The sequence below is a fragment of the Streptomyces sp. CB00455 genome (genome assembly GCF_001905445.1).
In the GTDB taxonomy this organism is placed as follows: domain Bacteria; phylum Actinomycetota; class Actinomycetes; order Streptomycetales; family Streptomycetaceae; genus Streptomyces.
This window is the reverse complement of the sequence record NZ_LIVQ01000002.1, coordinates 1023776-1045100: the sequence shown is the minus strand read 5'-3', so window position 1 is coordinate 1045100 and position 21325 is coordinate 1023776. Positions and strand designations below refer to the sequence as shown.

The following is a 21325-nucleotide window of genomic DNA, read 5'->3' as shown; positions in this document are numbered from 1 at the left end:
CCCCGGGCCGGGGCGGGGCCCCGGCGTGCTTCACTGGACGGAGACATTTCTGGCGTAGGACGACGAGAGAGAAGGGTCACCGTGTCCCTCAAGGCGAGCGCAACGATCCGCTACACCGCAATGCGCCTGGGCATCTTCGTCGGATGCCTCGTCGTCGTGGCGCTCCTCGTCCGCCTCGGCTGGGTGCCCTCCGCCCTCGGGGACGCCAATGCCGCCTGGATCGTGCTGCTCGCCCTCGTCCTGTCCGCGCCGCTCTCCTACGTCCTGCTGCGCAAGCAGCGCGACGAGATGTCCGAGCAGATCACCGGCCGCGTCGCCGGGGCGAAGGAGAAGCTCGCCGCGAACCGCAGCCAGGAGGACCAGGTCGACGACGCGGCCCGGGTCGCCTCATAGGTTCCTCGTCGGTTTCATCACACACCGAACCGCCCCAGCAACGGGTACACCGCCCGTAGCGCTGGGGCGGCGGTGTTTTCCAGGGCGCCGCAGCCCGTCGCCCGCGCCCTCGTCCCAAAGAACGCCTTTGAGATTCCCAAAGGGGAAGTGTTAGCGTGTTCAACATGTTGACCAAGGCCGCGCACCCGATGACCCCGAGCGTCCCGCTCGTGGCGCGCCTGCACGTCGACCTCTGCCGCCGCGTGTCCGCGGCCTGTTGCTGTTGTCGCTGATTCCCGCTCCCCGTTGAGCTGAATCGATACAGCAGCGGTCCCGGCCGGCCTCTTTCCGGCTGTCGCACCGCCAGACCAGCGCCACCGCAGAACCCTGCCCCCAGTTCTTTGTGCGTCCCCACCGGAGCGTGTCCGTGTCCGCGACCCCCCAGGCCCCCGCCAAGGCCTCCTTCCGCTTCCCCTTCTGGGCCCAGATCATCGCCGGTCTCGTGCTCGGCGTCCTCTTCGGCTGGATAGCCCGCAGCCAGGACGTCAGCTGGCTCAGGACCACGCTCGAACAGGTCGGCGACATCTTCATCCAGCTGCTCAAGCTGGCCGTCGCCCCGCTCGTCTTCTTCGCGATCCTGGTGTCCATCACCAACCTGCGGAAGGTGAACAACGCCGCCCGGCTCGCCTCCCGCACCCTGCTCTGGTTCATGATCACCTCGCTGATCGCGGTGGGCATCGGCCTCGCGATCGGCCTGCTGACCAACCCGGGCTCGGGCACCGGCCTCACCCCGCAGGACGGCAAGCTGCCCAAGCGGCAGGGCTCCTGGATCGACTTCCTGACCGGCATCGTGCCGAAGGACATCATCACGCCCTTCACCGAGCTGAACGTCCTTCAGATCGTCTTCCTCGCCGCCGTCGCCGGCATCGCCGCCCTTCAGCTCGGCAGCAAGGCACAGCCGGTCCTGAACATCGCCGAGGCCGTCCTGGAGCTCCTCCAGAAGGCCCTGTGGTGGGTCATCCGCCTCGCCCCGCTCGGCACCGTCGGCCTGATCGGCACCGCGATCGCCACGTACGGCTGGGACCTGATCGGCAAGTACGCCACCTTCACCGCCGACGTCTACATCGGTTCGGCGCTCGTGATGTTCGGCGTCTACCCGCTGCTCCTCGCGACGGTCGCCAAGGTCAATCCGGTCCAGTTCTTCAAGGGCGCCTGGCCCGCGATCCAGCTGGCGTTCGTCTCCCGCTCGTCGGTCGGCACGATGCCGGTCACCCAGAAGGTCACCGAGCGCCTCGGCGTCCCGAAGGAGTACGCCTCCTTCGCCGTCCCGTTCGGCGCCACGACGAAGATGGACGGCTGCGCCGCGATCTACCCGGCGCTCGCCGCGATCTTCATCGCGCAGATCTTCGACGTGCAGCTCGGCATCAAGGAGTACCTGCTCATCGCCTTCGTCTCGGTGGTCGGCTCGGCCGCCACGGCGGGCCTCACTGGTGCCACGGTCATGCTGACCCTGACCCTGTCCACCCTGGGCCTGCCCCTGGAGGGCGTCGGCCTGCTGATGGCGATCGACCCGATCCTGGACATGATGCGCACCGCCACCAACGTGGCCGGCCAGGCCGTCGTCCCGGTCATCGTCTCGGCCCGCGAGGGAATCCTGGACAAGGAGGCCTACGCCGCCGCCTCGTCCTCCCCGCTGGACGAGCCCGCCCCGCAGCCCGCGGAGCCGGTGAAGGTCCCCGTGGCCGCCTGACCCGCAGCCCCTCGCCGCACCTTGCGACTCGCCGCAGCCTCCGCCCCCGTCCGGGCGGGGGCTGTGGCGTTCCCCGCCTGTCAGACCGTCTTCGCGCGGACGAACGCGACCGCCGCCAGGAGCAGTGGCAGGACGTACCACCAGCGGCCCATGGTCCGGAGGAAGACGGGAGTGACGCTGATCAGCAGCCCGAGGAGACACAGGCCCACGGACAGGTAGGCGACGGCTTGGACGTCTTCGCGCCAGGGATGGTCACGGGGCCCAGGCCGGGCGGCCAGGGCGGTGTAGCAGAGGTACGCGGCAGGCCCGTAGAGGAGCGCGAGGGGCACCCCGAGCACCCACCGCAGACAGCCCTGGTCCTCGGGCAGGTCGATGTTCTCGCGGCGGATCCTCATCGCATGGCCTTTTTCACGTTGCCGAGGTTGTCGACGAACTCATTGCCGTAGTCCTGGCCCTTCTTCGACTCCCAGTACGGGCCGCCGTTGCAGCGGGCCGCGATCTCCCGCATCTGGGCGTCGGTCAGCTCGCCGGCGGGAATGTTGTCGCGGTGTTGCGCTCCACGAGCGCCGGGTTGCACTCCGGGGGCTGTGGCGTGTCATGGGTCCGGGGCCGTCACTCCAGGGTGGCCATGCGGATCCACGCGATCGCCCCGAGGACGACCGGCGGGGCGAGCCACCAGGTGCCCAGGGTCCGGCGGACGGGCGGGACGAGCGTGATCAGCAGCCCGATCACGCTCAGCGTGAGGGAGACGAGGGCCAGCATCGCCGACCCGGTGTACCCCTGGTGGTCCCATGAGCCCTGAGGCGGGTAGCGCAGCAGGGCGTAGACGACGAGGGCGTTCGGCGCGTGGATGAGGGCGAGGGGGACTCCGAGCGCCCAGCGGGCCCATCGACGCTTCCTGGTCGGTGCGCTGCCCGCGTGGTCGACCGTCATCGCATTGCGTCCTTCACCGTGGGGAGGCTGTCGCCGAAGTCGTTGCCGTAGTTCTGGGCCTTGTCCGACTGCCAGTACGGGCCGCCGTTGTAGCGGGCCGCGATCTCCCGCATCTGGGCGTCGGTCAGCTCGCCGGCGGGGATGTTGCCGTAGCCCGCTTCTGCCTTGATCTGGGCGAGGAAGTTCGCGGCGATGAAGGCGTTCTGTTTCGGGTCCTGGAGCGACTCCTCCACGACGTCCCGCTGGTCCTCGGTGAGGTGCGCCGGGTCGTAGCCCAGCACCTCGGCCCCACGCCGGACCTGGATGGCGATCGGGCCGAAGGAGGTCTCGTCAGGTGCGCCGCCCGCCCGGCTGAAGAGATTCTCGGGCGTGATGGGGCTCATATCAGAAGCGGCCCATTCCCGGACCGTGTCGACGCCGTCGTCCACGAATCCCGGCTGGCCCGAGATCTCCTTCCAAGCGATGCCCGCCACCATCTCCTCCGGCAGCCCGGCGTGCTGGGCGGCCGCCCGCAGCAGCTCCTTGTTGCGCGAGATCCACTCGGCCTTCTCCCCGTCCCCGTCGGGCGCGCTCCAGTAGCCGTCATCCGGCATCGGCAGGCTCGCCACCCGCATCCGGATGTCCTTCAGCTCCGGTGAGACCTCGGCCTTCCCGACCGGTTCCGTGAGCTGCCGCTTCGGGCCGCTGCCCGGCAGGTGGGTCAGCGGGCTGGTGCGGGCCTCCGCCGCCTCCCGGCGGATGTCCGCCATCGCCGCGTACACGTCGATCCCCCCGCCGCCCCGCACCGTGAACTCGGGCAGCAGCTCGTACGCCTGCCTGAGCGCGTGCACGCAGGTGCTGCGCGCTTCCTGTTCGGCGGTCTTCGCCAGGTGGAAGCTCCCGCCCGCGGCGTCGTGGAGGCCGTTGGCCTCGTCCCGGATGTCGTCCACGTCCATGGTGGCCTCGGCCAGCCAGTCGAAGACGCCGGTCGTGGCCCGCATGTCCTCCCACTGCCGCATCGGCTCCGCCATCTGCGCGGTGCGCGTGATCGCGGTGCCCTTCGTGCCGATGAGCGCGGCGAGCGCCCCTTCCGAGCGTTTGCCGTCGCGGTAGTGCGACTTGGCCGTGGTGAGGGCCGCGGCGTAGGCGTTCAGGGCGCTCGCGGCCTTGTCGTAGCCCTCGGCCATGTGGGTCACCAACTGCCGTGCCTCCGCGAGGCGGCCCGTGTACGTGTGGCTGCCGTCGCTCTGCCACTGCGTACGGGTCTGCGCCCGCCGGGCCGGCTCCTCGACCTGGACGAGGAGGTCGCGCAGGCGGCGGAACTCGGCGGCGTTGCGCTCCACGAGCGCCGGGTTGCACTCCTCCAGGAACTCGACGTCCTTGCGGTAGCCGAGCCCGCTCACTTGGACTCCGGCTTCACGTACTGCCCCGATTCGAGGACGCGGTCGAGGAAGTTGCGGCCGGTGGCGTCATCCACCCGGGCGAAGTCGGTGCCGGTCGTCTTCAGACGGGTGGCGAGGGCGGCGAACAGGTTGATCGTGTCCTTGAACTGGTCGTCGGCGAACCGCGCGAAACGCAGGGCCTCCGCCGAGACGTCGGCGTGGGCCCGGGGTGCGCGGGCCATGGTGCTCGCGTCGCCGTCGGGCCGGCCCTCGTGGAGGAGCGCGGCGATCTCGATCAGGAGGTTGGCGTTACCGTTGATGGACCCGGCCCCGGCCAGCAGGCTGCCCGCCGGGCTGCCGCCCGTCTCGGCGGGAACGTGATTGAGCCGCATGGCAGGCGGTTGCTGTCCGGCCATGGCGGCAGCCTTGTGCTGTGCCCATTCCGCGTCAAATGACATGACATCCCCCCAACTTGATCGCCATGTCCATGTTAAGGCGGAGGGGGAAGCCGCCCCGACGGGTCGCGACCTCAGTGGCCGGCGGCGTGCGCCACGAATCCCGCCCAGGCGCGGGGCGCGAAGGTGAGGCCGGGGAGCCGGGTGTCCTTGGAGTCGCGGACGTGGATGACGGCGGAGGTCGTGGCCACCTCGACGCAGGAGTCGCCTTCACTGCCACTGCTGTAGGTGCTCTTGAACCAGTTGAGCTCGGGATTGTCGATCATGTCTCTCCCAGCAGTCCCTTGATGAAGTCTCGCGACTCCCGTGGCGTGAGAGCCTCAGCCCGGATGATGCCATAGCGCAGGTCAAGGATCCGGAGGTGCTTCGGCTCGGAAACCGGACGACCGTTGAACGCCCCCTCGGAGCGGCCTACCCCGGTGCCGTCTCCGAACTTCAGGATCTCGATCCCACCGTCCATGCCGGCGTGGGCCTCGCAGGAGTTCGGCATCACTTGCAGGGACACATTCCGCAATGTGCCCACCTCCAGGAGCCGTTCGAGCTGACGGCGCCACACCATTGTGCCTCCGATGGGACGGCTCAACGCCGATGCCTCGTGGACGAAGCTGATGGCCGGGGCCGGTGTGCGGTCAAAGACGGACTGGCGGGCCATCCGTGCTGCTGTGTACCACTCCACCTCGGCCTGGGAGTAGGAGGGTTGCCGCATCTCGAAGAGAGCACGGGCGTGTTCCGGCGTCTGCAAGAGGCCGTGGATGCCATGAGTGCTGTAAACGCCGATCTCGGCGGTCCGGCCCTCCAGCTTCGCCAGGTCGCGGACCTTCTTCGGGTAGCGGACCTGTTCCATGTCCGCCTTCATCGCGGCGATCTTCCCGCCCGCCCGCAGGGCCTCGTCCGCCTTGTCCAGGTACTCGGGGCGGGGGATGCGTTTGCCCGCCTCCACCTTGCGGACCAGGTCCTCCCCGTACCCGATGGCCGTCCCGAAGGCGGCGGCCCTGATGCCCGCCTCCTCGCGCCAGGCCCTCAGCTGGCGGCCCAGCGCGGCCAGCACCGCCGCCCCTTGCTCGTCGTCGGGATCCACGTCCCAGCCGGCGTCTTCCGTGCCGTCCCTGTCCACGCTCATGCGCGCCCACCTCCGACGTACCGAATTCCTCAGCGCCCCTTGCCCGGCGGCCGTCCCGGACAGCCGCGACAGCGCCGGACAAGCGCCGGACAGATCCCGGACGCAAGGGCGTTGGCACTTCTCACCGTACGCAACGGGCGCCACGCTGAGTGACGTGCATACACATATCTGTGACTCCGGCCGCCGGTTCGGCGCCCGGCTCGCCGCCACCCCGCGCGGCGCCCGGCAGGCGCGGCACCTCGCCGTCGAGAAGATCGCGGCCTGGGGGCTGCCGACGGAGGGGCCGGCGCTCATCGTGGCCGAGTTGGCCGCCAATGCCGTGACCCACGGACGGGTGCCCGGGCGAGGCTTTCGGATCGGGGTCGTACTGAGCGGCGGTGTGCTGCGGATCGAGGTGGCCGACACCCGCGGCGACCGGGTCCCGGGGAGCCGGGACGCGGCGGAGGAGGCGGAAGGCGGGCGGGGGCTGGTCCTGGTGGAGGCGATCGCCGACCGCTGGGGGGTGGTGAGGGGGCCCGCTCCGTGCAAGACGGTGTGGGCGGAGCTGGATGTGGCGGGGTGGGGCGAGTGCCGTGACAACCGGTCCGGGACGGGGAGTCCGGAGGCGGGAGGTCCGGGTTCGGGCCCGGGCCTGGGGGGTGGGAACCGGGTCCCGGGGAACCGGGATCCGGTGGGCCCGGACGTGTAACCCGTTCAAGAACCCGGGCTAAATCCAACCCACCCCACCCCACCGGCTCCCCGTAACTCACATGGGTGAAGTGTGCCAACTGGGCTGGATTCCGGGCCGGTTCGCGGGCATATGCTCGCCCCACAACACCAGACATGAGACGGCCCCCGGCGGGACTGCAATCCCGGTCGAGGGCCTGACCAAGTAGGAAGTAAACGGCTTCCCCATGGCTCTTCAGCAGCTTAGCGCGCCGTCGCGCGCCTCGTCCCGGGTTCGCGGCGGTACACCCCGTTCCGGTGTCGTCCACGTCAACGTGCGGCACACCGAACGCTTCACGGTGATCGGCAACCACCTGGCCCAGCACCCCGCGTTGTCGCTGCTCGCCATCGGTCTTTCCACCCACATCCAGTCGCTCCCGGCCGGGACCGGGATCGAGATCAAACGGCTGGCCGCGCGGTTCCCCGAGGGGGCGGATCGGATCGCCACCGCGCTGCGGGAGCTGGAGGCGTACGGGTACCTGAAGCGCAGCCGCGTCCGGCTGGAGGACGGGCGCATGGTCACCAGCACGGTGTCCTACAACCGGCCGCCCGCCCCGGCCCCAGAGCCCCCGTCCGTGTCGTTGCCGCCCGTGTTCCCGGCGTCCGCACCGGCTGACCGCGACCTGCCGGTCGAGCGACACCTGGACGTGCACTCCGCACCCGATCTGGACTCCGCACCCGATCTGGACTCCGCGCCCGATCTTGACTACGCGCCGGAGCCGGGGCCTGCGCACGAGCTGGAGCCGGGGCCGGGGCCGGAGACTGCGAACGAGCTGGAGCGCGAGCCGGAGCTGGAGCGCGAGCCGGAGCCGGAGCGCGAGCCGGAGCCGGAGCACGAGCCTGGGCCGGGGCCTGCGTCCGTGCCGGAACAGAAGCACGAGTCGGAGCGTGCGCACGAGCCGGGCCCGGAGTCGCTTCCCGAGCCCGGCCCGGGGCCGGAGCCGCAGCCCCGCCCGGCCCCCGCCCCCGCCCCCGCCCCCGCGGCCTCTGCCGCTCCCGCTCCCGCCGCGCCCGTCCGCCGTGAGGCCCTCGACCTCCTCGCCCGGCTGCGCGGGGATGATCCGCGCCTGCTGCTCGCCGAGCACCACGTGAGGCGGCTCGCGCCCGGCGTGTCCGCCTGGCTGGAGCGCGGGGCCACGCCGGACGCCGTGCGCCACGTCCTGACCTGCGGCCTGCCCGCCGTCCTGCACAACCCCGCCGGGCTGCTCGCCCACCGGCTCCGGACGCAGGTGCCACCCCACCTTCCTGCTGAACCGGCCACCCCGAGGGTCCGACGGCCCGACCCGTTCCAGACCTGCGACGGCTGCGAACGGGCCTTCCGCGCCCCTGTGCCCGGCCGCTGCCGGGAGTGTCCACCCGGGCCGGCGGAGTGCGCCGCGTGAGACGGCGGCCGCCGACGCATGCGCAGAGGAGGTGAGACGGGTGTGGGTGCGTGTGGTGCGGCGGTGAAGAAAGGGTCCGAAGGCTGTTCAGGGGCGGTTACCGGTGCGTAGATTACCGGCGGTAACTGCCTCCCAGCCGTCGGACCGAGGAGAGCGCCGTGGAAGCCCTGCCCCATCCGGCCGACCCCGTCGACCCAGCCGAGCCCGTCGAGCCCGTCAAGACGGTGCTCGACGGGGTGGTGCGCGAAGTACGGGTGCCCGCGCTCGCCGGGCCGCCGGTGAGCGGCTCGCTCGGGGACATCCCCTTCGACAACGCCCGGCAGGCTCCCGGCGAAGCCGTGCTCGCGCGCAAGCAGCGGGACGGGACCTGGCGGGACGTCACCGCCGCCGAATTCGCCGCGGAGGTGACGGCCGTCGCCAAGGGCCTGATCGCCGAGGGGCTGCGCGAGGGCGACCGGCTCGCCATCATGGCCCGTACCACCTACGAATGGACCCTGCTCGACTTCGCCGCGTGGGCCGCCGGGCTGGTCACCGTACCGGTCTACCCGACCTCCTCCGCCCTCCAGGCGCGCTGGATCATCCACGACTCCGGCGCCGTGGCCTGCGCCGTCGAGGACACCGCGCAGGCCCGCATCATCAGTGCCGAGCGCGGCAACCTGCCCTGGCTGGCGCACCTGTGGGAATTCGACACCGGCGCCCTGGCCCGACTGGTCAAGGCCGGGGAGCACCTGCCCGACCGGGTGGTGCACGCCCGGCGGTCCACCCGTACGCCGGGCTCCGTCGCGACCCTCATCTACACCTCCGGCACCACCGGCCGGCCCAAGGGCTGCGTGATCACCCACGCCAACTTCTTCGCCGAGGTGGACAACTCGGTCGCGCTGCTGCACCCCGTCTTCCGGTCCGTCAGCAAGGACCCGGCGTCCACGCTCCTCTTCCTGCCGCTCAGCCACGTCTTCGGCCGGATGGTGGCCGTCGGCTGCATGCGGGCCCGGGTCAAACTTGCTCACGCGCCCAGCATCAGCACCGAGGACCTCCTCGCCGACCTCGCGGGCTTCCGTCCGACCTTCCTCCTCGCCATCCCGTACGTGCTGGAGAAGGTCTACAACACCGCCCGCGCCACCGCCGAGAAGATGGGCCGGGGCGCCTCCTTCGACCGGGCCGCCCGCATCGCGCGAAGCTACGGCGAGACGGCCGAAGGCAGGAGACCGGGGCCCGGGCTGCGCGCCGCGCGGGCCCTGTACGAGCCGCTCGTCTACCGGCGGATCCGCGCCGCGCTCGGCGGCCGCGTCCGCTACATCCTGAGCGGCGGCTCCCCGCTGGGCCGGCGGCTCGCCGCCTTCTACACGGGCGCCGGCATCGAGGTCTTCGAGGGCTACGGGCTGACGGAGACGACCGGAGCCTCCACGGTGACCCCACCGCTGCGGCCCAGGCTCGGTACGGTCGGCTGGCCGCTGCCGGGCACGGCCGTCCGGATCGCGGACGACGGCGAGGTGCTGCTGGGCGGACGCCACGTCTTCGCCGGGTATTGGAACAGCGGGCAGGGCGTCCCGCCCGGGAGCTGGCTGCCGACCGGGGACATCGGAGAGCTCGACGCCGACGGCTACCTCACCATCACCGGCCGCAAGAAGGACCTGATCATCACCTCCGGCGGCAAGAACGTGGCCCCGGCGCCCCTGGAGGACTGGCTGCGGGCCCACCCCCTGGTCGGGCAGTGCATGGTGATCGGCGACAACCGGCCGTACATCACCGCCCTGATCACCCTGGAGCCGGACGGGCTGCTGCACTGGCGCCAGATGCACAAGAAGCAGGGCGTGCCCATCAGCACGCTGGTGCACGACGAAGAGCTGCGGGCGGACCTCCAGCGGGCGGTCGACGAGGCGAACCGGCTGGTGTCGCGCGCGGAGTCGATCCGCAGTTTCGTCGTCCTGCCTGGCGACTTCACGGAGGCGCGGGGCCATCTGACCCCCTCGCTGAAGCTCAAACGGGGCGCCATCGCCCGCGACTACGCACGCCAGATCGAGGAGCTGTACCGGACTCCGCGCGAACGCTGACCGTCGAGGGGCCTGCCTCCGCGTCTGCGTCCGCGTCTGCTTCCGCGTCTGCGTCCGCGTCGGCGTCTGCTTCCGCGTCTGCAGGGCCTGACTTCCGAGGGCCGCGGAGCTGCCGTTCGACGGGAGCGGCGACGTGCCGGCCACTCGACGGCGGCTCCGCGCGCCCACCCGTCCGGCCCAAGGGACACCGGACCCCCTGGGCGGGCGGGGGCGAGGGAAGGCGTTTATCGTGGGCTGACCGCCGGCGGGGGGCCACCCGAGGAGGGCGCAGTGCGCCACCCCAGTTGCCGTGTCCCTGTCCGTGTCCGCTCCCGTTCCCGTTCCCGCCCCCGTGCCTTCGCCGTGGCCTGCGCGCTGCTCCTGGCTTCCTTCACCGCCGCCCCGGCAGCCCCCGGGAGCGATCCGCTGGAACGCTTCCACGCCCAGCGCATCCGCTGGGGGGACTGCCCCGGGACGGGCGCGCCCGCCGGGATGGGATGCGGGACCGTCGAGGTGCCCCTCGACTACGCGAACCCCGCCAAGGGAACGGTCACGCTGGCCCTCGCCCGCATACCCGCCACCGACCGGGGCCACCGCCTCGGCTCGCTCCTGCTCAACTTCGGCGGCCCCGGCCTTCCGGGTGTCGCGGGCCTGGCGGCGGATGCCGAGACCTACGCCGACCTCGGCAAGCGCTACGACCTCGTCGCCTTCGACCCCCGCGGGGTGGGCCACAGCGAACCCGTCTCCTGCGGCGGCTCCATGGAGACCGCCGACGCGGCGGAGGGTGATCCCGCCGCGCGGCTGTCCGCCCTGCGCGCCGTGGCCGGGCGCTGCGAACTGGCCTCCGGCCCGGTCCTGCCGTACGTCGGCACGGTGAACGTCTCGCGCGACATGGACGTGATGCGCCGGGTGCTCGGCGACCGGAAGCTGAACTACCTCGGCTTCTCCTACGGGACCAGGCTCGGCGCCGTGTACGCCGCGCAGTTCCCCGGGCACACCGGCCGCATGGTGCTCGACGGGGTCGACACCCTCACCGAGCCGCTGGTGGAGCAGGCCCTCGCGACGGCACGCGGCCGGCAGCGGGCCCTGGACGGCTTCCTGGCCTGGTGCACCCGTCGGCCGGACTGTGTCTACGGGACGGACGCGCGCGCCGCCGCGCGCCGCGTCGACTCCCTGGTGGCGCGGCTCGACGAGGAACCGCTCACCGGCGAGGACGGCTCCCACGTGACCGGTCAGGACGCGGCGGCCTCCATCGGCAACGCCCTGTACGCCACCAGCACCTGGCCCCGGCTCGCCGACGCCCTCGCGCTGGCCGAGCGCGAACACGACCCGGTGGGGCTGCTCCAGCTCGGCGGCCCGACCGGCCCCTCCGACCGCCCGCAGGAGGTCCAGGAGCAGGACAGCGGGCCCGGGTCGGTGCCGGCCGACAACAGCCGGACCGCGCAGGCCGCCGTGAACTGCGCCGACGACCCGGACCGGTCCGACGAGCACGCCGGCCCGGAGGCCGTCCGGCGGGAGTTGGACGCCCGCCGCGGTCAGTTCCTCGCGGCCTCGAAGGTCTTCGGCCCGGGGCAGCTGGCCACCGTACTCACCTGCTACGGGCGCCCCGCAGGCACGGACTTCATCCGCAGGATCGACCACCCGGGCGCGCCGCGGATGCTGCTCGTCGGTACTCGGGGCGACCCGGCGACCCCGTACGAGTGGACGCGGGAGACCGCCGAGCGCCTCGGCTCGGCGGTCGTCCTGGACCACCGGGGCGATGGGCACACCGCGTACGCGTCCTCATCCTGTGTCCGGCAGTACGCGAACCGGTTCCTCACCGAGGGCCGGCTCCCGGCCGGGAAACGGTCCTGCCCCGCCGGGGAGTGACCCGGCGGGACAGACCGGCGAGCCCGGCAGCGCGGCGGCCCGGCGGGGCGGGCCGGTGGCCTGCGACGGGCTACCGCTGCACGAAGAGCAGCAGCACCAGGTGCCACACGAGCACCGCGTGGGCTATCAGGCAGGTGATCAAGTCCCGGCCGCGCACCCCGTGGCGCGCCGCCGGCCTCCACTCGGCTGCCACCAGGACAGCGCCCACGGCCCAGAACACCCATAAGGCGACGAGCCACCCGCCGGAGGGCTCCGCCGCCAGCCGGATGACCGCCGGAGGTGTGAGCACCAGCAGGGGGAGGGACCACGTGGCCCGGCCGGCGGCGGGGCGAGGGGCGGGGCGGGGGGTGGAACGCGTGTCGGACATCAGTGAAACCTCCGTGTCGCCGTAGCTGTCGCGGTCCACTGTGCCTGCGCGCAACCGCCGTGTACGCGGGTGCCGTTCGTGAGCGCCCAGCTGTCCCCCCGACACCCGAAACTCCCGCAAGAAGGGAACCCGGCTCGAAACCCACACCAACAGGGGCATCCCGGCAACGACTTGGGCTTGCTGGTCGTTCTGTCCGCAGAGCGGGGTGAAGCCGAGACGAATGGCGGGCCACAACTGCCGGGGGGACGGTGAGTCGCTCACTAATACCTGATAGACAGTGGATATTCACGGCCCGACCGGCCGTATCCGTTGACGGCTCCTGGGGGGATCGCCGCACTGTGAAGCCGCTTCACCGTCACCTCGTCAACACCTCGCGCAAGGTCCTGTGCACCGCCGCCCTGGCGGCCAGCCTGACCACCGCCGCGGTCGTGACCAATCCGTCGACCGCCGACGCGGGGGAGTCCGAACCGACCCCGGACAGTCCGCAGGCTGCCGAACGCGGTGACGCCCGGCTGGACCTGCCCGGGGACCTCGCCGATCCGCAGGTGCCGCCGGGCGACACCGCGCCGGAGGGCGCCACCGGCATACCCGCGACGGCCCTGGACGCCTACAAGCGCGCCGAGCTGTCCGTTGCCGCCGCGCTCCCCCACTGCAAGCTGCCCTGGCAGCTGATCGCCGGTATCGGCCGGGTCGAGTCCGTGCACGCCTCGGGCTACGGCCTCAAGACCGACGGCTACACCGAGAAGCCGATCCGGGGCCCCCGCCTCGACGGCAACGGCTTCGCCGAGATCCGCGACACCGACAAGGGCGAGTGGGACGCGGACACCGTCTACGACCGGGCCGTCGGTCCGCTCCAGTTCATCCCCTCCACGTGGACCACGTGGGGCGCCGACGGCAACGGTGACGCCAAGCGGGACCCGAACAACATCTACGACGCGGCGCTGGGTGCGGGACTCTATCTGTGCGCGGGCGACAAGGACCTCTCGGACCCGGCCAAACTGGACGCCGCGATCCTGAGCTACAACAACTCCCGCGAGTACGTGAACACCGTGCTCGGCTACATGCGGCAGTACCAGGCGGGCGGCGTCGCCGAGGTGCCGAACCCGCCCGTGGGCAACTACCCGACGCAGCCCCCCGGCAGCCGGCCGACTCCGTCGCCGGTGACCCCGCACCAGCCGGTCACGCCCCGCCCGTCCACGACCACTCCGCCGAAGACCCCGCCGGCGACGCCGCCGACCACTCCGCCGAAGACCCCGCCCACCACGCCTCCGGCCGAGCCGCAGAAGCCGCCGGCCCCGCACCTCGCGGAGCTGGTGCTGCTCGGCGGTCCCGGTCTCACGGCCGAGACGGGCGCGCCGTTCGCCGAGGTCCCGAAGGTCAAGGCGGTCCTCAGCGACGGCAAGCCGGCGGTCGGACAGAAGGTCGTCTTCGCGGTGGAGGCCGACACCACCGGTGGCACCGCCTTCCCGAAGGCACCCGCGGACTCGCTGGTGGTCCTGACGGACGCCGAGGGCATCGCGACGGCTCCCGGTCTGACGGCGGGTCCCAAGCCGGGCACCTTCAGCCTGCGGGTGTCGGCCTACGACACGGCGGGCAAGTTCACGATGACCTTCACCGGCAAGGTGACGGCGAAGCCGTTCGCCGACCTGCTGGCCCGCCCGGACGGCTCCAAGCCGCTGGAGGCCGTCGCCGGCAAGAGCTTCCAGGGCGTCGAGGTCCTCGCCACGGCCGACGGCAAGGCCGTCGAGGGCACCGAGGTCCTCGCCGAGCTGGTGGTGAAGGACAAGGACAAGGACGGCGCGTGGGTCCCGGTCGACCCGGCGACCGCGAAGGGCCCGTACTTCAAGGACGAGGCGGGCAAGAAGGTCTACCGCCGGACGCTGCCCACGTCGGGCGCCGACGGCAGGATCACCCTGCCGGAGCTGTTCACCGACGCCGACCTCCCCGCCGGCAGGTACTCCCTGCGCCTGACCACCCCGCAGCAGGTGGTCCTGGTCCTGGAGTTCAACGTCACAGCCCCGAAGGCCACCCCGGCCCCGGTTCCGTCCCCGTCGAAGCCTCCGGCCAAGACCTCCTGAGGCCACCGCCGGGACCGACGCAGGGCTGCGGACAACACCGTGGGGCCGGCACCGTGCAGACGGTGCCGGCCCCACGGCGTTGCCCCCGCCCCCGCCCGCCCCTCGCCACCCACCGCGGAGGGGCAAAGGCAGGAGCCCTGTCCCCTCTGCTCGCGCAGAGGGGACAGGGCTCCTTGGTTACTGCATTTCCAACCCGCGATGAGGCTGGCCCAGGCGACTAGGCCGGGGTGACGTTCTCCGCCTGCGGGCCCTTGGGACCCTGCGTGACGTCGAAGTTCACCATCTGGTTCTCCTCGAGGGAGCGGAAGCCAGAGGCGTTGATCGCGGAGTAGTGGACGAAGACATCCGGGCCGCCGCCGTCCTGGGCGATGAAGCCGAAGCCCTTTTCAGCGTTGAACCACTTCACGGTTCCGGTAGCCATGAGCCCTCCTATGGGCCAAAGGGTCGCCCTGCTCCAGAACCTGCTAAGAAGTCTGAAAACTACAAAAGCCTGCGGGTCACATTCTCCGCAGGCCTCGTACTGCAAGGGAAACCAAACTGCAACTTGCGACGAGCCTAGCACGCACCCTGCGGCCGAGACCAGAGGGAAAGATCACGTCACTCGGACGTTTGAGACCCGTCCGACGGCTGACGCCGAACCGGGGGCTAGTCTCGCGATGTGGACGTCTATCGCAGCCGGCCCCGCGTCGGCCACATCCAGTTCCTGAACTGTCTCCCCCTCTACTGGGGGCTGGCCAGAACGGGCACGCTGCTGGACCTCGAGCTGACCAAGGACACCCCGGAGAAGCTGAGCGAGCGTCTCGTCCAAGGCGAGCTCGACATCGCCCCGATCACCCTCGTGGAGTTCCTCCGCAACGCCGACCAGCTCGTCGCCTTCCCCGACCTGGCGGTCGGCTGCGACGGTCCGGTGATGTCCTGCGTGATCGTTTCGCAGGTGCCGCTGGAGCAGCTCGACGGAGCCCGGGTCGCCCTCGGCTCGACGTCCCGCACGTCCGTACGCCTCGCCCAGCTGCTGCTTTCCGAGCAGTACGGGGTCCGGCCCGACTACTACACCTGCCCGCCCGACCTCGGGCTGATGATGCAGGAGGCGGACGCGGCCGTGCTGATCGGCGACGCCGCGCTGCGCGCCTCGCTCCACGACGCCCCCCGGCTCGGCCTGGCCGTGCACGACCTGGGACAGATGTGGAAGGAGTGGACCGGGCTGCCGTTCGTCTTCGCCGTCTGGGCCGCGCGCAAGGACTACCTGGCCAGGGAGCCCGTCGTGGTGCAGAAGGTCCACGAGGCGTTCCTCGCCTCCCGCGACGTCTCCCTGGAGGAGGTCACCAAGGTCGCCGAGCAGGCGGCCCGCTGGGAGGCATTCGACGCGGAGCTGCTGGAACGGTACTTCACGACGCTCGACTTCCGTTTCGGGACGGAACAGCTGGCCGGCGTCAGGGAATTCGCGCGCCGCACGGGACCGACGACGGGCTATCCGGCGGATGTGTCGCTGGAACTCCTGAAGGTGGCCGCGGCGGAGCACTGAGCCGGCGCCGCGCGGATTCCCGTTCCCGGAATTCGATCCGCTCCCGGCATTCACCGCCCCGGCGCTCGCGCGAAGGGAAAGACGCGAAGGGAAAGAGGGGAGCGGCCGCGCGTCGCGGTGGACGATCTCCCCGTCCGCCGGCCCCGGATCGTCCGCCCGTCAGCCGGTCCGTCCGCCCGTCCGTCCGTCGGTCCGCCCGCCCCGCCGGTCCGGGGACGTCCCTTTCCCTTCGGATCCTGCCGGGCCCGCGCTGCCTGCGGAAGAGACGGCCTAAGGTGCTGCTTGGCCGGATGACGCGAGGGCCCCGGATCCCGGGGGACGGGAGGACCCGATGCAGCCGCTCGAAGCGGGTGAGCCGCGCACCATCGGCGCGTACCGGCTGCTCGGCCGGCTCGGCGCGGGCGGTATGGGCCGGGTCTACCTGGGGCGCAGCGCGGGCGGCCGGACCGTCGCTGTCAAGATCGTGCACCCGCACTTCGCCGCCGACGAGGAGTTCCGCGCCCGTTTCCGCCGGGAGGTGGAGGCCGCGCGACGGGTGGGCGGCGAGTGGACCGCGCCCGTCCTGGACGCGGATGCCGGGGCCCCGGTGCCGTGGGTGGCCACCGGCTACGTCGCCGGCCCCTCCCTGGACCGGGCGCTGGCCGCGCACGGCCCCCTCCCCGAGGCTTCCGTGCGGGCCATCGGCGCCGGGCTGGCCCGGGCCCTGGTGGCGGTGCACGGGCTGGGCCTCGTCCACCGGGACGTGAAGCCCTCGAACGTGATGCTGACCCTCGACGGGCCCCGGCTGATCGACTTCGGGATCGCCCGGGCCACCGACGGGACGGCCTCCCTCACCTCCACCGGCGTCTCGGTGGGCTCCCCCGGCTACATGTCGCCCGAGCAGATCCTCGGCAAGGGCGTCACAGGAGCGGCCGACGTGTTCTCGCTCGGCGCGGTCCTGGCCTTCGCGGCGACGGGACACCCGCCCTTCACCGGGGACAACTCCGCGACGCTCCTGTACAAGGTCGTCCACGAGCCGCCCGAGCTGGGCGCCCTCCCGGCCGGGGAACTGCGCGAGCTGATCGCGGCCTGCCTGGCGAAGGCGGCCGCCGGCCGGCCCTCTCCGGAAGCGGTCGCGCGCGCCCTCGACGGCGCCCCGCTCGGTCCGGGCTGGCTTCCGGCTGCCCTCGTCGAGGAAGCCAGCCGGGCCGCGGTGGCGCTGCTCGACCTCGACCTCGCGTCCGCGGAGAGTCCTTCCGGGCCGGTCCCCTTCACCACTCCCTCGTACGGCGGCCAGGGCGCGGCGGACCACGGCGGCACGGCGCACCCCGGCTTCGGCCCGCCGGACGGCCCCGGTGGCCCCGTGCCGGGCGGTGGCCCCGTGCCGGGCGGCGCGGGGTTCGGGACGCCGGATCCCGCCTACGGGTCCGCGGCGGCCGGTGCCGGTGCTCCCCCCACGGCAGGGCCGTACGGCCCCTACGGTCCGCCCGCCGGGACGCCCGGCGCCGGGGTGCCGCAGCCCCGGACCGCCCCCGGCGAGCGCCGGGTCGGCGTGACCGCCGCCGGCCGGCGGTTCAGCTGCACCCTCGTCCTCACCGCGGCCGCGGCCCTCGCGGTGCTGTCCGGCGGGCTGTACGCGACGGGCCTGCTCCCCGGGCAGGGCGCCGAGCGCCGGGACACCGCCGAGGGCGGCCCGCGGACGTCCCCTTCGGCCTCCTCGGCTCCGGCCCCGGCCGGGACGCCCCCCGCCGCCACACCGAGCGGCGGCGCGACCGGACAGCCGCCCAAGGGCACCCGCGGCGACGTCCCCGGGCAGCTCACCGGGACCTGGAGGGGCACCGTCACCACGGCGCGCATGGGGGTCTCCAGCGAGTTCGAGATCACCATCAAGGCCGGCCGGGTCGGCGAGGTCGTCGGCCGGGACAAGTCGATCGTGCCGGTCCTCGGCACCGACTGCAGCGGCGACTGGAAGCTGGCCTCCGCCACCGACCGCTCGCTCGTCCTGGACACCGCGGGCGGCCCCAACCCCGCTCCCGGGATCTGCGCGGACGGCTCCTCCGACGAGCGGTTCACGCTCAACCCCGACGGCACCCTCCACTACAAGTCCGGCGACCGCCCGGCCGGAAACCCCGAGGGAGACCTCATCCGCAGCCCGTGAAGGGCCGCCGGAACCGCTGGCGTAGGCTGGATCGGGTCCGGACCTTGACACACCGCCGAAAGGTGACGCACCGGTGACCGACCAGGCCGCTCTCCAGTCAGTCCTCGACCGCGCCGCCGCGGGGGGCCGGATCACCCGGGAAGAGGCGCTCGACCTCTACCGTCACGCGCCGCTGCACGCGCTCGGCCAGGCGGCCGACGCGGTGCGCCGCCGCCGCTACGCCGGCACCGAGCACATCGCCACGTACATCATCGAGCGGAACATCAACTACACGAACGTGTGCGTCACGGCGTGCAAGTTCTGCGCCTTCTACGCGGCCCCCAAGGACACGAAGAAGGGCTGGTCTCGCGACCTCGACGACATCCTGCGCCGCTGCGCGGAGACCGTGGAGCTCGGCGGTACGCAGATCATGTTCCAGGGCGGGCACCACCCCGACTACGGCGTCGAGTACTACGAGCACCACTTCTCCGCCATCAAGAAGGCGTTCCCGCAGCTGGTCATCCACTCCCTCGGCGCCTCCGAGGTCGAGCACATGGCCCGCATCTCGGGCGTCTCGGCGGAGGAGGCCATCAAGCGCATCCACGCCGCCGGTCTCGACTCCTTCGCGGGCGCCGGCGCCGAACTCCTGCCGGAGCGCCCGCGCAAGGCGATCGCCCCGCTCAAGGAGTCCGGCGAGCGCTGGCTGGAGATCATGGAGATCGCGCACCGGCTGGGCGTGGAGTCCACCTCCACGATGCTGATGGGCACCGGCGAGACCAACGCCGAGCGCATCGAGCACCTCGCGATGATCCGGGACACGCAGGACCGCACGGGCGGCTTCCGCGCCTTCATCCCGTACACCTACCAGCCCGAGAACAACCGCCTCAAGGGCCGCACCCAGGCGACGATCTTCGAGTACCTGCGGATGATCGCGATCGCGCGGCTCTTCCTCGACAACGTCGCCCACATCCAGGGCTCCTGGCTCACCGTCGGCAAGGAAGCGGGCCAGCTCTCGCTGCACTACGGTGCGGACGACCTCGGCTCGATCATGCTGGAGGAGAACGTCGTCTCCTCGGCCGGTGCCAAGCACCGCTCCAACCGCCAGGAGATCATCGACCTGATCCGCAAGGCCGGCCGCACCCCGGCGCAGCGCGCGACGACCTACGAGCACCTGGCGGTGCACGACGACCCGGCGAACGACCCGGTCGACGACCGCGTCGTCTCGCACATCTCCTCGACCGCCATCGAGGGCGGCACCGCGCACCCCGAGCTGAAGCTCATCTCGACGAACTGACGGCCGGGACCGCCGCCGATGCTGACGCTGCACACCGCCGAACTCCTCGTGCCCGGCGCCGGGTCCGCGCCCCTGCCCGGGGGCGCGGTCCTCGTCGAGGGCGACCGGATCACCCGCGTGGGACCGTACGAGGCCCTTGCGGCGGCAAGTCCGCACGCCCGTACCCGCCGCTGGCCGGGGACTCTCACCCCGGGGCTGCTGGTACGCGGGGCGGAGGTGCTGCTGGAGCGGACCTACTACCCCGACGACCCGTCCGAGACCGCCGAACTCGGCGCCGGCCCGATCAGCGGGCAGGACGCGCTCGACGCCCTGGAGCTGACCGAGTCGCGGTGGGGCAACAGCGCCCGGCGCGGCACCCAGAAGCTCCTCGCCCGCGGGGTGGTGGCGGTCACCGGCCGTTTCGTCATCCCGGCGGTGCGCACGGCGGTGGTCCGCTCCGGGCTGACCGTCCTGCCGCCGGCGGGTCGCGCGCCGCAGCCGCCGTCCCTGGACCCCTTCGCCGGGCTGGAAGCGGCCGAACAGGCCTACTACGGGGTCCTGGAGCCGGGCGCGCCGGCCCGTTTCGCGGTCTTCGCGACCGAGGACCCGGCGGCGCAGCCGCCGGCGGACTGCGTGGCCACCGTCATCGGGGGCCGACTGCTGCACCGCCGGCGCTGACCCCGGCGCCGACCCCGGCGCGGGCGCCGGGGGCCTCGCGGGCGAGCGCGGCGAGCAGGCAGGCCTGCAGACGGCTGATGCCGCCCAGCTTCGCCCGTATGTTGCCGACGTGGAACTTGACCGTGCTGACGGAGAGTTGCAGCTCGGCGGCGAGCTCCGCATTGGAGGCCCCGGTGGCCAGGCACAGGAACACCGCCGACTCCTGCTCGGTCAGCTGCGCCCGCGCCGGCGCCTGGGCGTCGTAGGACGGGAACCAGGCGGGGACGCTGAAGCTGACGACGCGCACGGTTTCCACTCCTCGCCCCCCGGCCGGGCCATCCCTTGGCCGGCCCTCCCGGTTAAGGGACGTGCGGGCCGGACAGATAAGTTCCGCTCGCGTCGAACGGCCAGGCATTGGCCTGGCAGCCGAGCAGGCCCTTGATCTGCTGCATCATCGCGGGGGCGGCCTTTCCCGCGCCCGGGCAGGTCTCGTGGTCGTGGCCCAGCTCGTGCCCGACCTCGTGGTTGACGATCAGCGCCCGGTACTCCTCGACCGGGCCGCTGAACTGCGGCGACCCTTCCTGCCAGCGCTTGAGGTTCACCACGACGGTGTGACCGGCCCGGCAGTTGGTCTCGCCGATCAGCTCGGGCGTGACCACCTCGCACAGGCGGTCGGTGGTGGCGGGCGTGGCGATCTTCACCGTGAAGTCGACCGGCTCTCCGGGGGCGGCCAGCCGGAAACCGTACGCCGTGTCCCTGGTCCAGCCGCGCGGGTCCCCGAGGATCGCCTCCACGGAGCGGGCCGCGGAGTCCGGGTCGACACCGCTGCCCTCCTCGACCTCGATCCGCCAGCGGAGCGCGGTTCCCTTGCCCTGTGCCTCGCCGGAGGCGCCGGAGGCCCGGAAGGTGCCCGGCCCGGCTGCCGGAACCGGCGCGGCGGGCGACGCGGAGGCGCCGGTGGAGGGGGACGGCGCCCCCGGGGCGGGGTGCCGGGCCGTGTCCGGGGACTTCACCGGGGCGGGGGAGCGTCTGCCGCCCTGCGCGTCCGCGCCGCCGCCCGCCTCCTCGGTGCCGCCGGCGCCCTTGGCACCCTTGGCGCCCTGCCCGTCCTGCGGGCCGGGCCGGGCCGCCGCCGCCCGGCCTTCCGCGACCGCGGCCGCGCCGCCGTTCGGCACCACGGCGTACGCGGTCGCCGAGACCGCGACCGCGGCCGCGGAGCCCAGGATCGTGAGCCGCAGCCGCCTGCGCCGCTCGGCCCGGCGCACGGCGCGGGGGCTGAGACGGGGGCGGGGGCGACCGGTGGAGCGGCCTGCCGGCATCGTGAAGCCCTTTGCT

22 protein-coding genes are annotated in these 21325 nt (G+C 72.5%); 11 read left to right on the top strand and 11 right to left on the bottom strand.

All coding sequences use genetic code 11. From position 1 onward, the window contains the following. The first annotated feature begins 81 nt into the window (after positions 1–81). Positions 82–393, top strand: coding sequence for a DUF4229 domain-containing protein (locus AMK16_RS12245; RefSeq protein ID WP_242438689.1), 312 nt, complete (start codon positions 82–84; stop codon positions 391–393). A gap of 400 nt (positions 394–793) precedes the next feature. Then, positions 794–2122, top strand: coding sequence for a dicarboxylate/amino acid:cation symporter (locus AMK16_RS12240; RefSeq protein WP_073913160.1), 1329 nt, complete (start codon positions 794–796; stop codon positions 2120–2122). Between the two features lie 80 nt (positions 2123–2202). Here AMK16_RS12240 and AMK16_RS12235 read toward each other — a convergent pair whose 3' ends face one another. From AMK16_RS12235 to AMK16_RS12205, 7 genes are all read right to left on the bottom strand, one after another. Then, positions 2203–2517, bottom strand: a complete 315-nt coding sequence (locus AMK16_RS12235) for a hypothetical protein (protein ID WP_073913158.1) — start codon at positions 2515–2517, stop codon at positions 2203–2205. Continuing rightward, a complete protein-coding gene (locus AMK16_RS12230) occupies positions 2514–2699 on the bottom strand; it encodes a hypothetical protein (protein WP_073913155.1) in 186 nt (61 codons plus the stop codon). The genes AMK16_RS12235 and AMK16_RS12230 overlap by 4 nt, the downstream gene beginning before the upstream one ends. Positions 2700–2734: 35 nt before the next feature. Continuing rightward, on the bottom strand, positions 2735–3055 hold the full coding sequence (locus tag AMK16_RS12225; RefSeq protein WP_073913152.1) for a hypothetical protein: 321 nt from the start codon (positions 3053–3055) through the stop codon (positions 2735–2737). Beyond that, entirely contained in the window at positions 3052–4437 is a 1386-nt protein-coding gene (locus AMK16_RS12220; RefSeq protein WP_073913149.1) for a hypothetical protein, read from the bottom strand. Before AMK16_RS12220 ends, AMK16_RS12225 begins: the two co-directional genes overlap by 4 nt. Further along, positions 4434–4832, bottom strand: a complete 399-nt coding sequence (locus tag AMK16_RS12215; RefSeq protein ID WP_242438688.1) for a hypothetical protein — start codon at positions 4830–4832, stop codon at positions 4434–4436. Before AMK16_RS12215 ends, AMK16_RS12220 begins: the two co-directional genes overlap by 4 nt. Positions 4833–4945: 113 nt before the next feature. After that, entirely contained in the window at positions 4946–5137 is a 192-nt protein-coding gene (locus tag AMK16_RS12210; protein ID WP_073913145.1) for a DUF397 domain-containing protein, read from the bottom strand. Further along, entirely contained in the window at positions 5134–5991 is an 858-nt protein-coding gene (locus AMK16_RS12205; protein WP_073913142.1) for a helix-turn-helix domain-containing protein, read from the bottom strand. Before AMK16_RS12205 ends, AMK16_RS12210 begins: the two co-directional genes overlap by 4 nt. Before the next feature lie 154 nt (positions 5992–6145). Between AMK16_RS12205 and AMK16_RS12200 the strand changes: the two genes are divergently transcribed. The 4 genes from AMK16_RS12200 (at position 6146) to AMK16_RS12185 (ending at position 11977) form a co-directional block, all read left to right on the top strand. Continuing rightward, positions 6146–6679: an ATP-binding protein gene (locus AMK16_RS12200; protein ID WP_073913126.1), complete on the top strand. Its 534-nt coding sequence runs from the start codon at positions 6146–6148 to the stop codon at positions 6677–6679. A gap of 292 nt (positions 6680–6971) precedes the next feature. After that, complete coding sequence (locus tag AMK16_RS12195; protein WP_079191457.1) at positions 6972–8078, top strand: hypothetical protein; 1107 nt, start codon at positions 6972–6974, stop codon at positions 8076–8078. 158 nt (positions 8079–8236) lie between these two features. Continuing rightward, complete coding sequence (locus AMK16_RS12190; protein WP_443333552.1) at positions 8237–10129, top strand: AMP-dependent synthetase/ligase; 1893 nt, start codon at positions 8237–8239, stop codon at positions 10127–10129. A 270-nt stretch (positions 10130–10399) separates the two neighbouring features. Then, complete coding sequence (locus AMK16_RS12185) at positions 10400–11977, top strand: alpha/beta hydrolase (protein WP_079191456.1); 1578 nt, start codon at positions 10400–10402, stop codon at positions 11975–11977. Between the two features lie 70 nt (positions 11978–12047). Here AMK16_RS12185 and AMK16_RS35745 read toward each other — a convergent pair whose 3' ends face one another. Next, positions 12048–12344, bottom strand: coding sequence for a hypothetical protein (locus tag AMK16_RS35745; protein WP_143196809.1), 297 nt, complete (start codon positions 12342–12344; stop codon positions 12048–12050). Positions 12345–12682: 338 nt separating this feature from the next. On the opposite strand from AMK16_RS35745, the gene AMK16_RS12175 reads away from it, so the two are divergent. Then, positions 12683–14422, top strand: a complete 1740-nt coding sequence (locus tag AMK16_RS12175; RefSeq protein WP_242438687.1) for a hypothetical protein — start codon at positions 12683–12685, stop codon at positions 14420–14422. Between the two features lie 217 nt (positions 14423–14639). On the opposite strand, the gene AMK16_RS12170 is transcribed toward AMK16_RS12175, so the two are convergent. Continuing rightward, positions 14640–14843, bottom strand: a complete 204-nt coding sequence (locus tag AMK16_RS12170; protein WP_030162033.1) for a cold-shock protein — start codon at positions 14841–14843, stop codon at positions 14640–14642. 237 nt (positions 14844–15080) lie between these two features. Between AMK16_RS12170 and AMK16_RS12165 the strand changes: the two genes are divergently transcribed. The 4 genes from AMK16_RS12165 (at position 15081) to AMK16_RS12150 (ending at position 20011) form a co-directional block, all read left to right on the top strand. Next, positions 15081–15944, top strand: a complete 864-nt coding sequence (locus AMK16_RS12165) for a menaquinone biosynthetic enzyme MqnA/MqnD family protein (RefSeq protein ID WP_073913111.1) — start codon at positions 15081–15083, stop codon at positions 15942–15944. A 331-nt stretch (positions 15945–16275) separates the two neighbouring features. Beyond that, on the top strand, positions 16276–18081 hold the full coding sequence (locus tag AMK16_RS12160) for a serine/threonine-protein kinase (protein ID WP_073913107.1): 1806 nt from the start codon (positions 16276–16278) through the stop codon (positions 18079–18081). 73 nt (positions 18082–18154) lie between these two features. Then, a complete protein-coding gene (mqnC, locus tag AMK16_RS12155; protein ID WP_073913104.1) occupies positions 18155–19354 on the top strand; it encodes a cyclic dehypoxanthinyl futalosine synthase in 1200 nt (399 codons plus the stop codon). A gap of 18 nt (positions 19355–19372) precedes the next feature. After that, positions 19373–20011 carry an imidazolonepropionase-like domain-containing protein gene (locus tag AMK16_RS12150; protein WP_073913100.1) on the top strand — a complete coding sequence of 213 codons (639 nt, stop codon included), beginning with the start codon at positions 19373–19375 and terminating at the stop codon, positions 20009–20011. On the opposite strand, the gene AMK16_RS12145 is transcribed toward AMK16_RS12150, so the two are convergent. Further along, entirely contained in the window at positions 19977–20297 is a 321-nt protein-coding gene (locus tag AMK16_RS12145; protein ID WP_073913097.1) for a response regulator transcription factor, read from the bottom strand. The genes AMK16_RS12150 and AMK16_RS12145 overlap by 35 nt on opposite strands. Positions 20298–20349: 52 nt before the next feature. Further along, a complete protein-coding gene (locus AMK16_RS12140) occupies positions 20350–21309 on the bottom strand; it encodes a DUF3152 domain-containing protein (RefSeq protein ID WP_073913093.1) in 960 nt (319 codons plus the stop codon). Between the last annotated feature and the right edge of the window lie 16 nt (positions 21310–21325).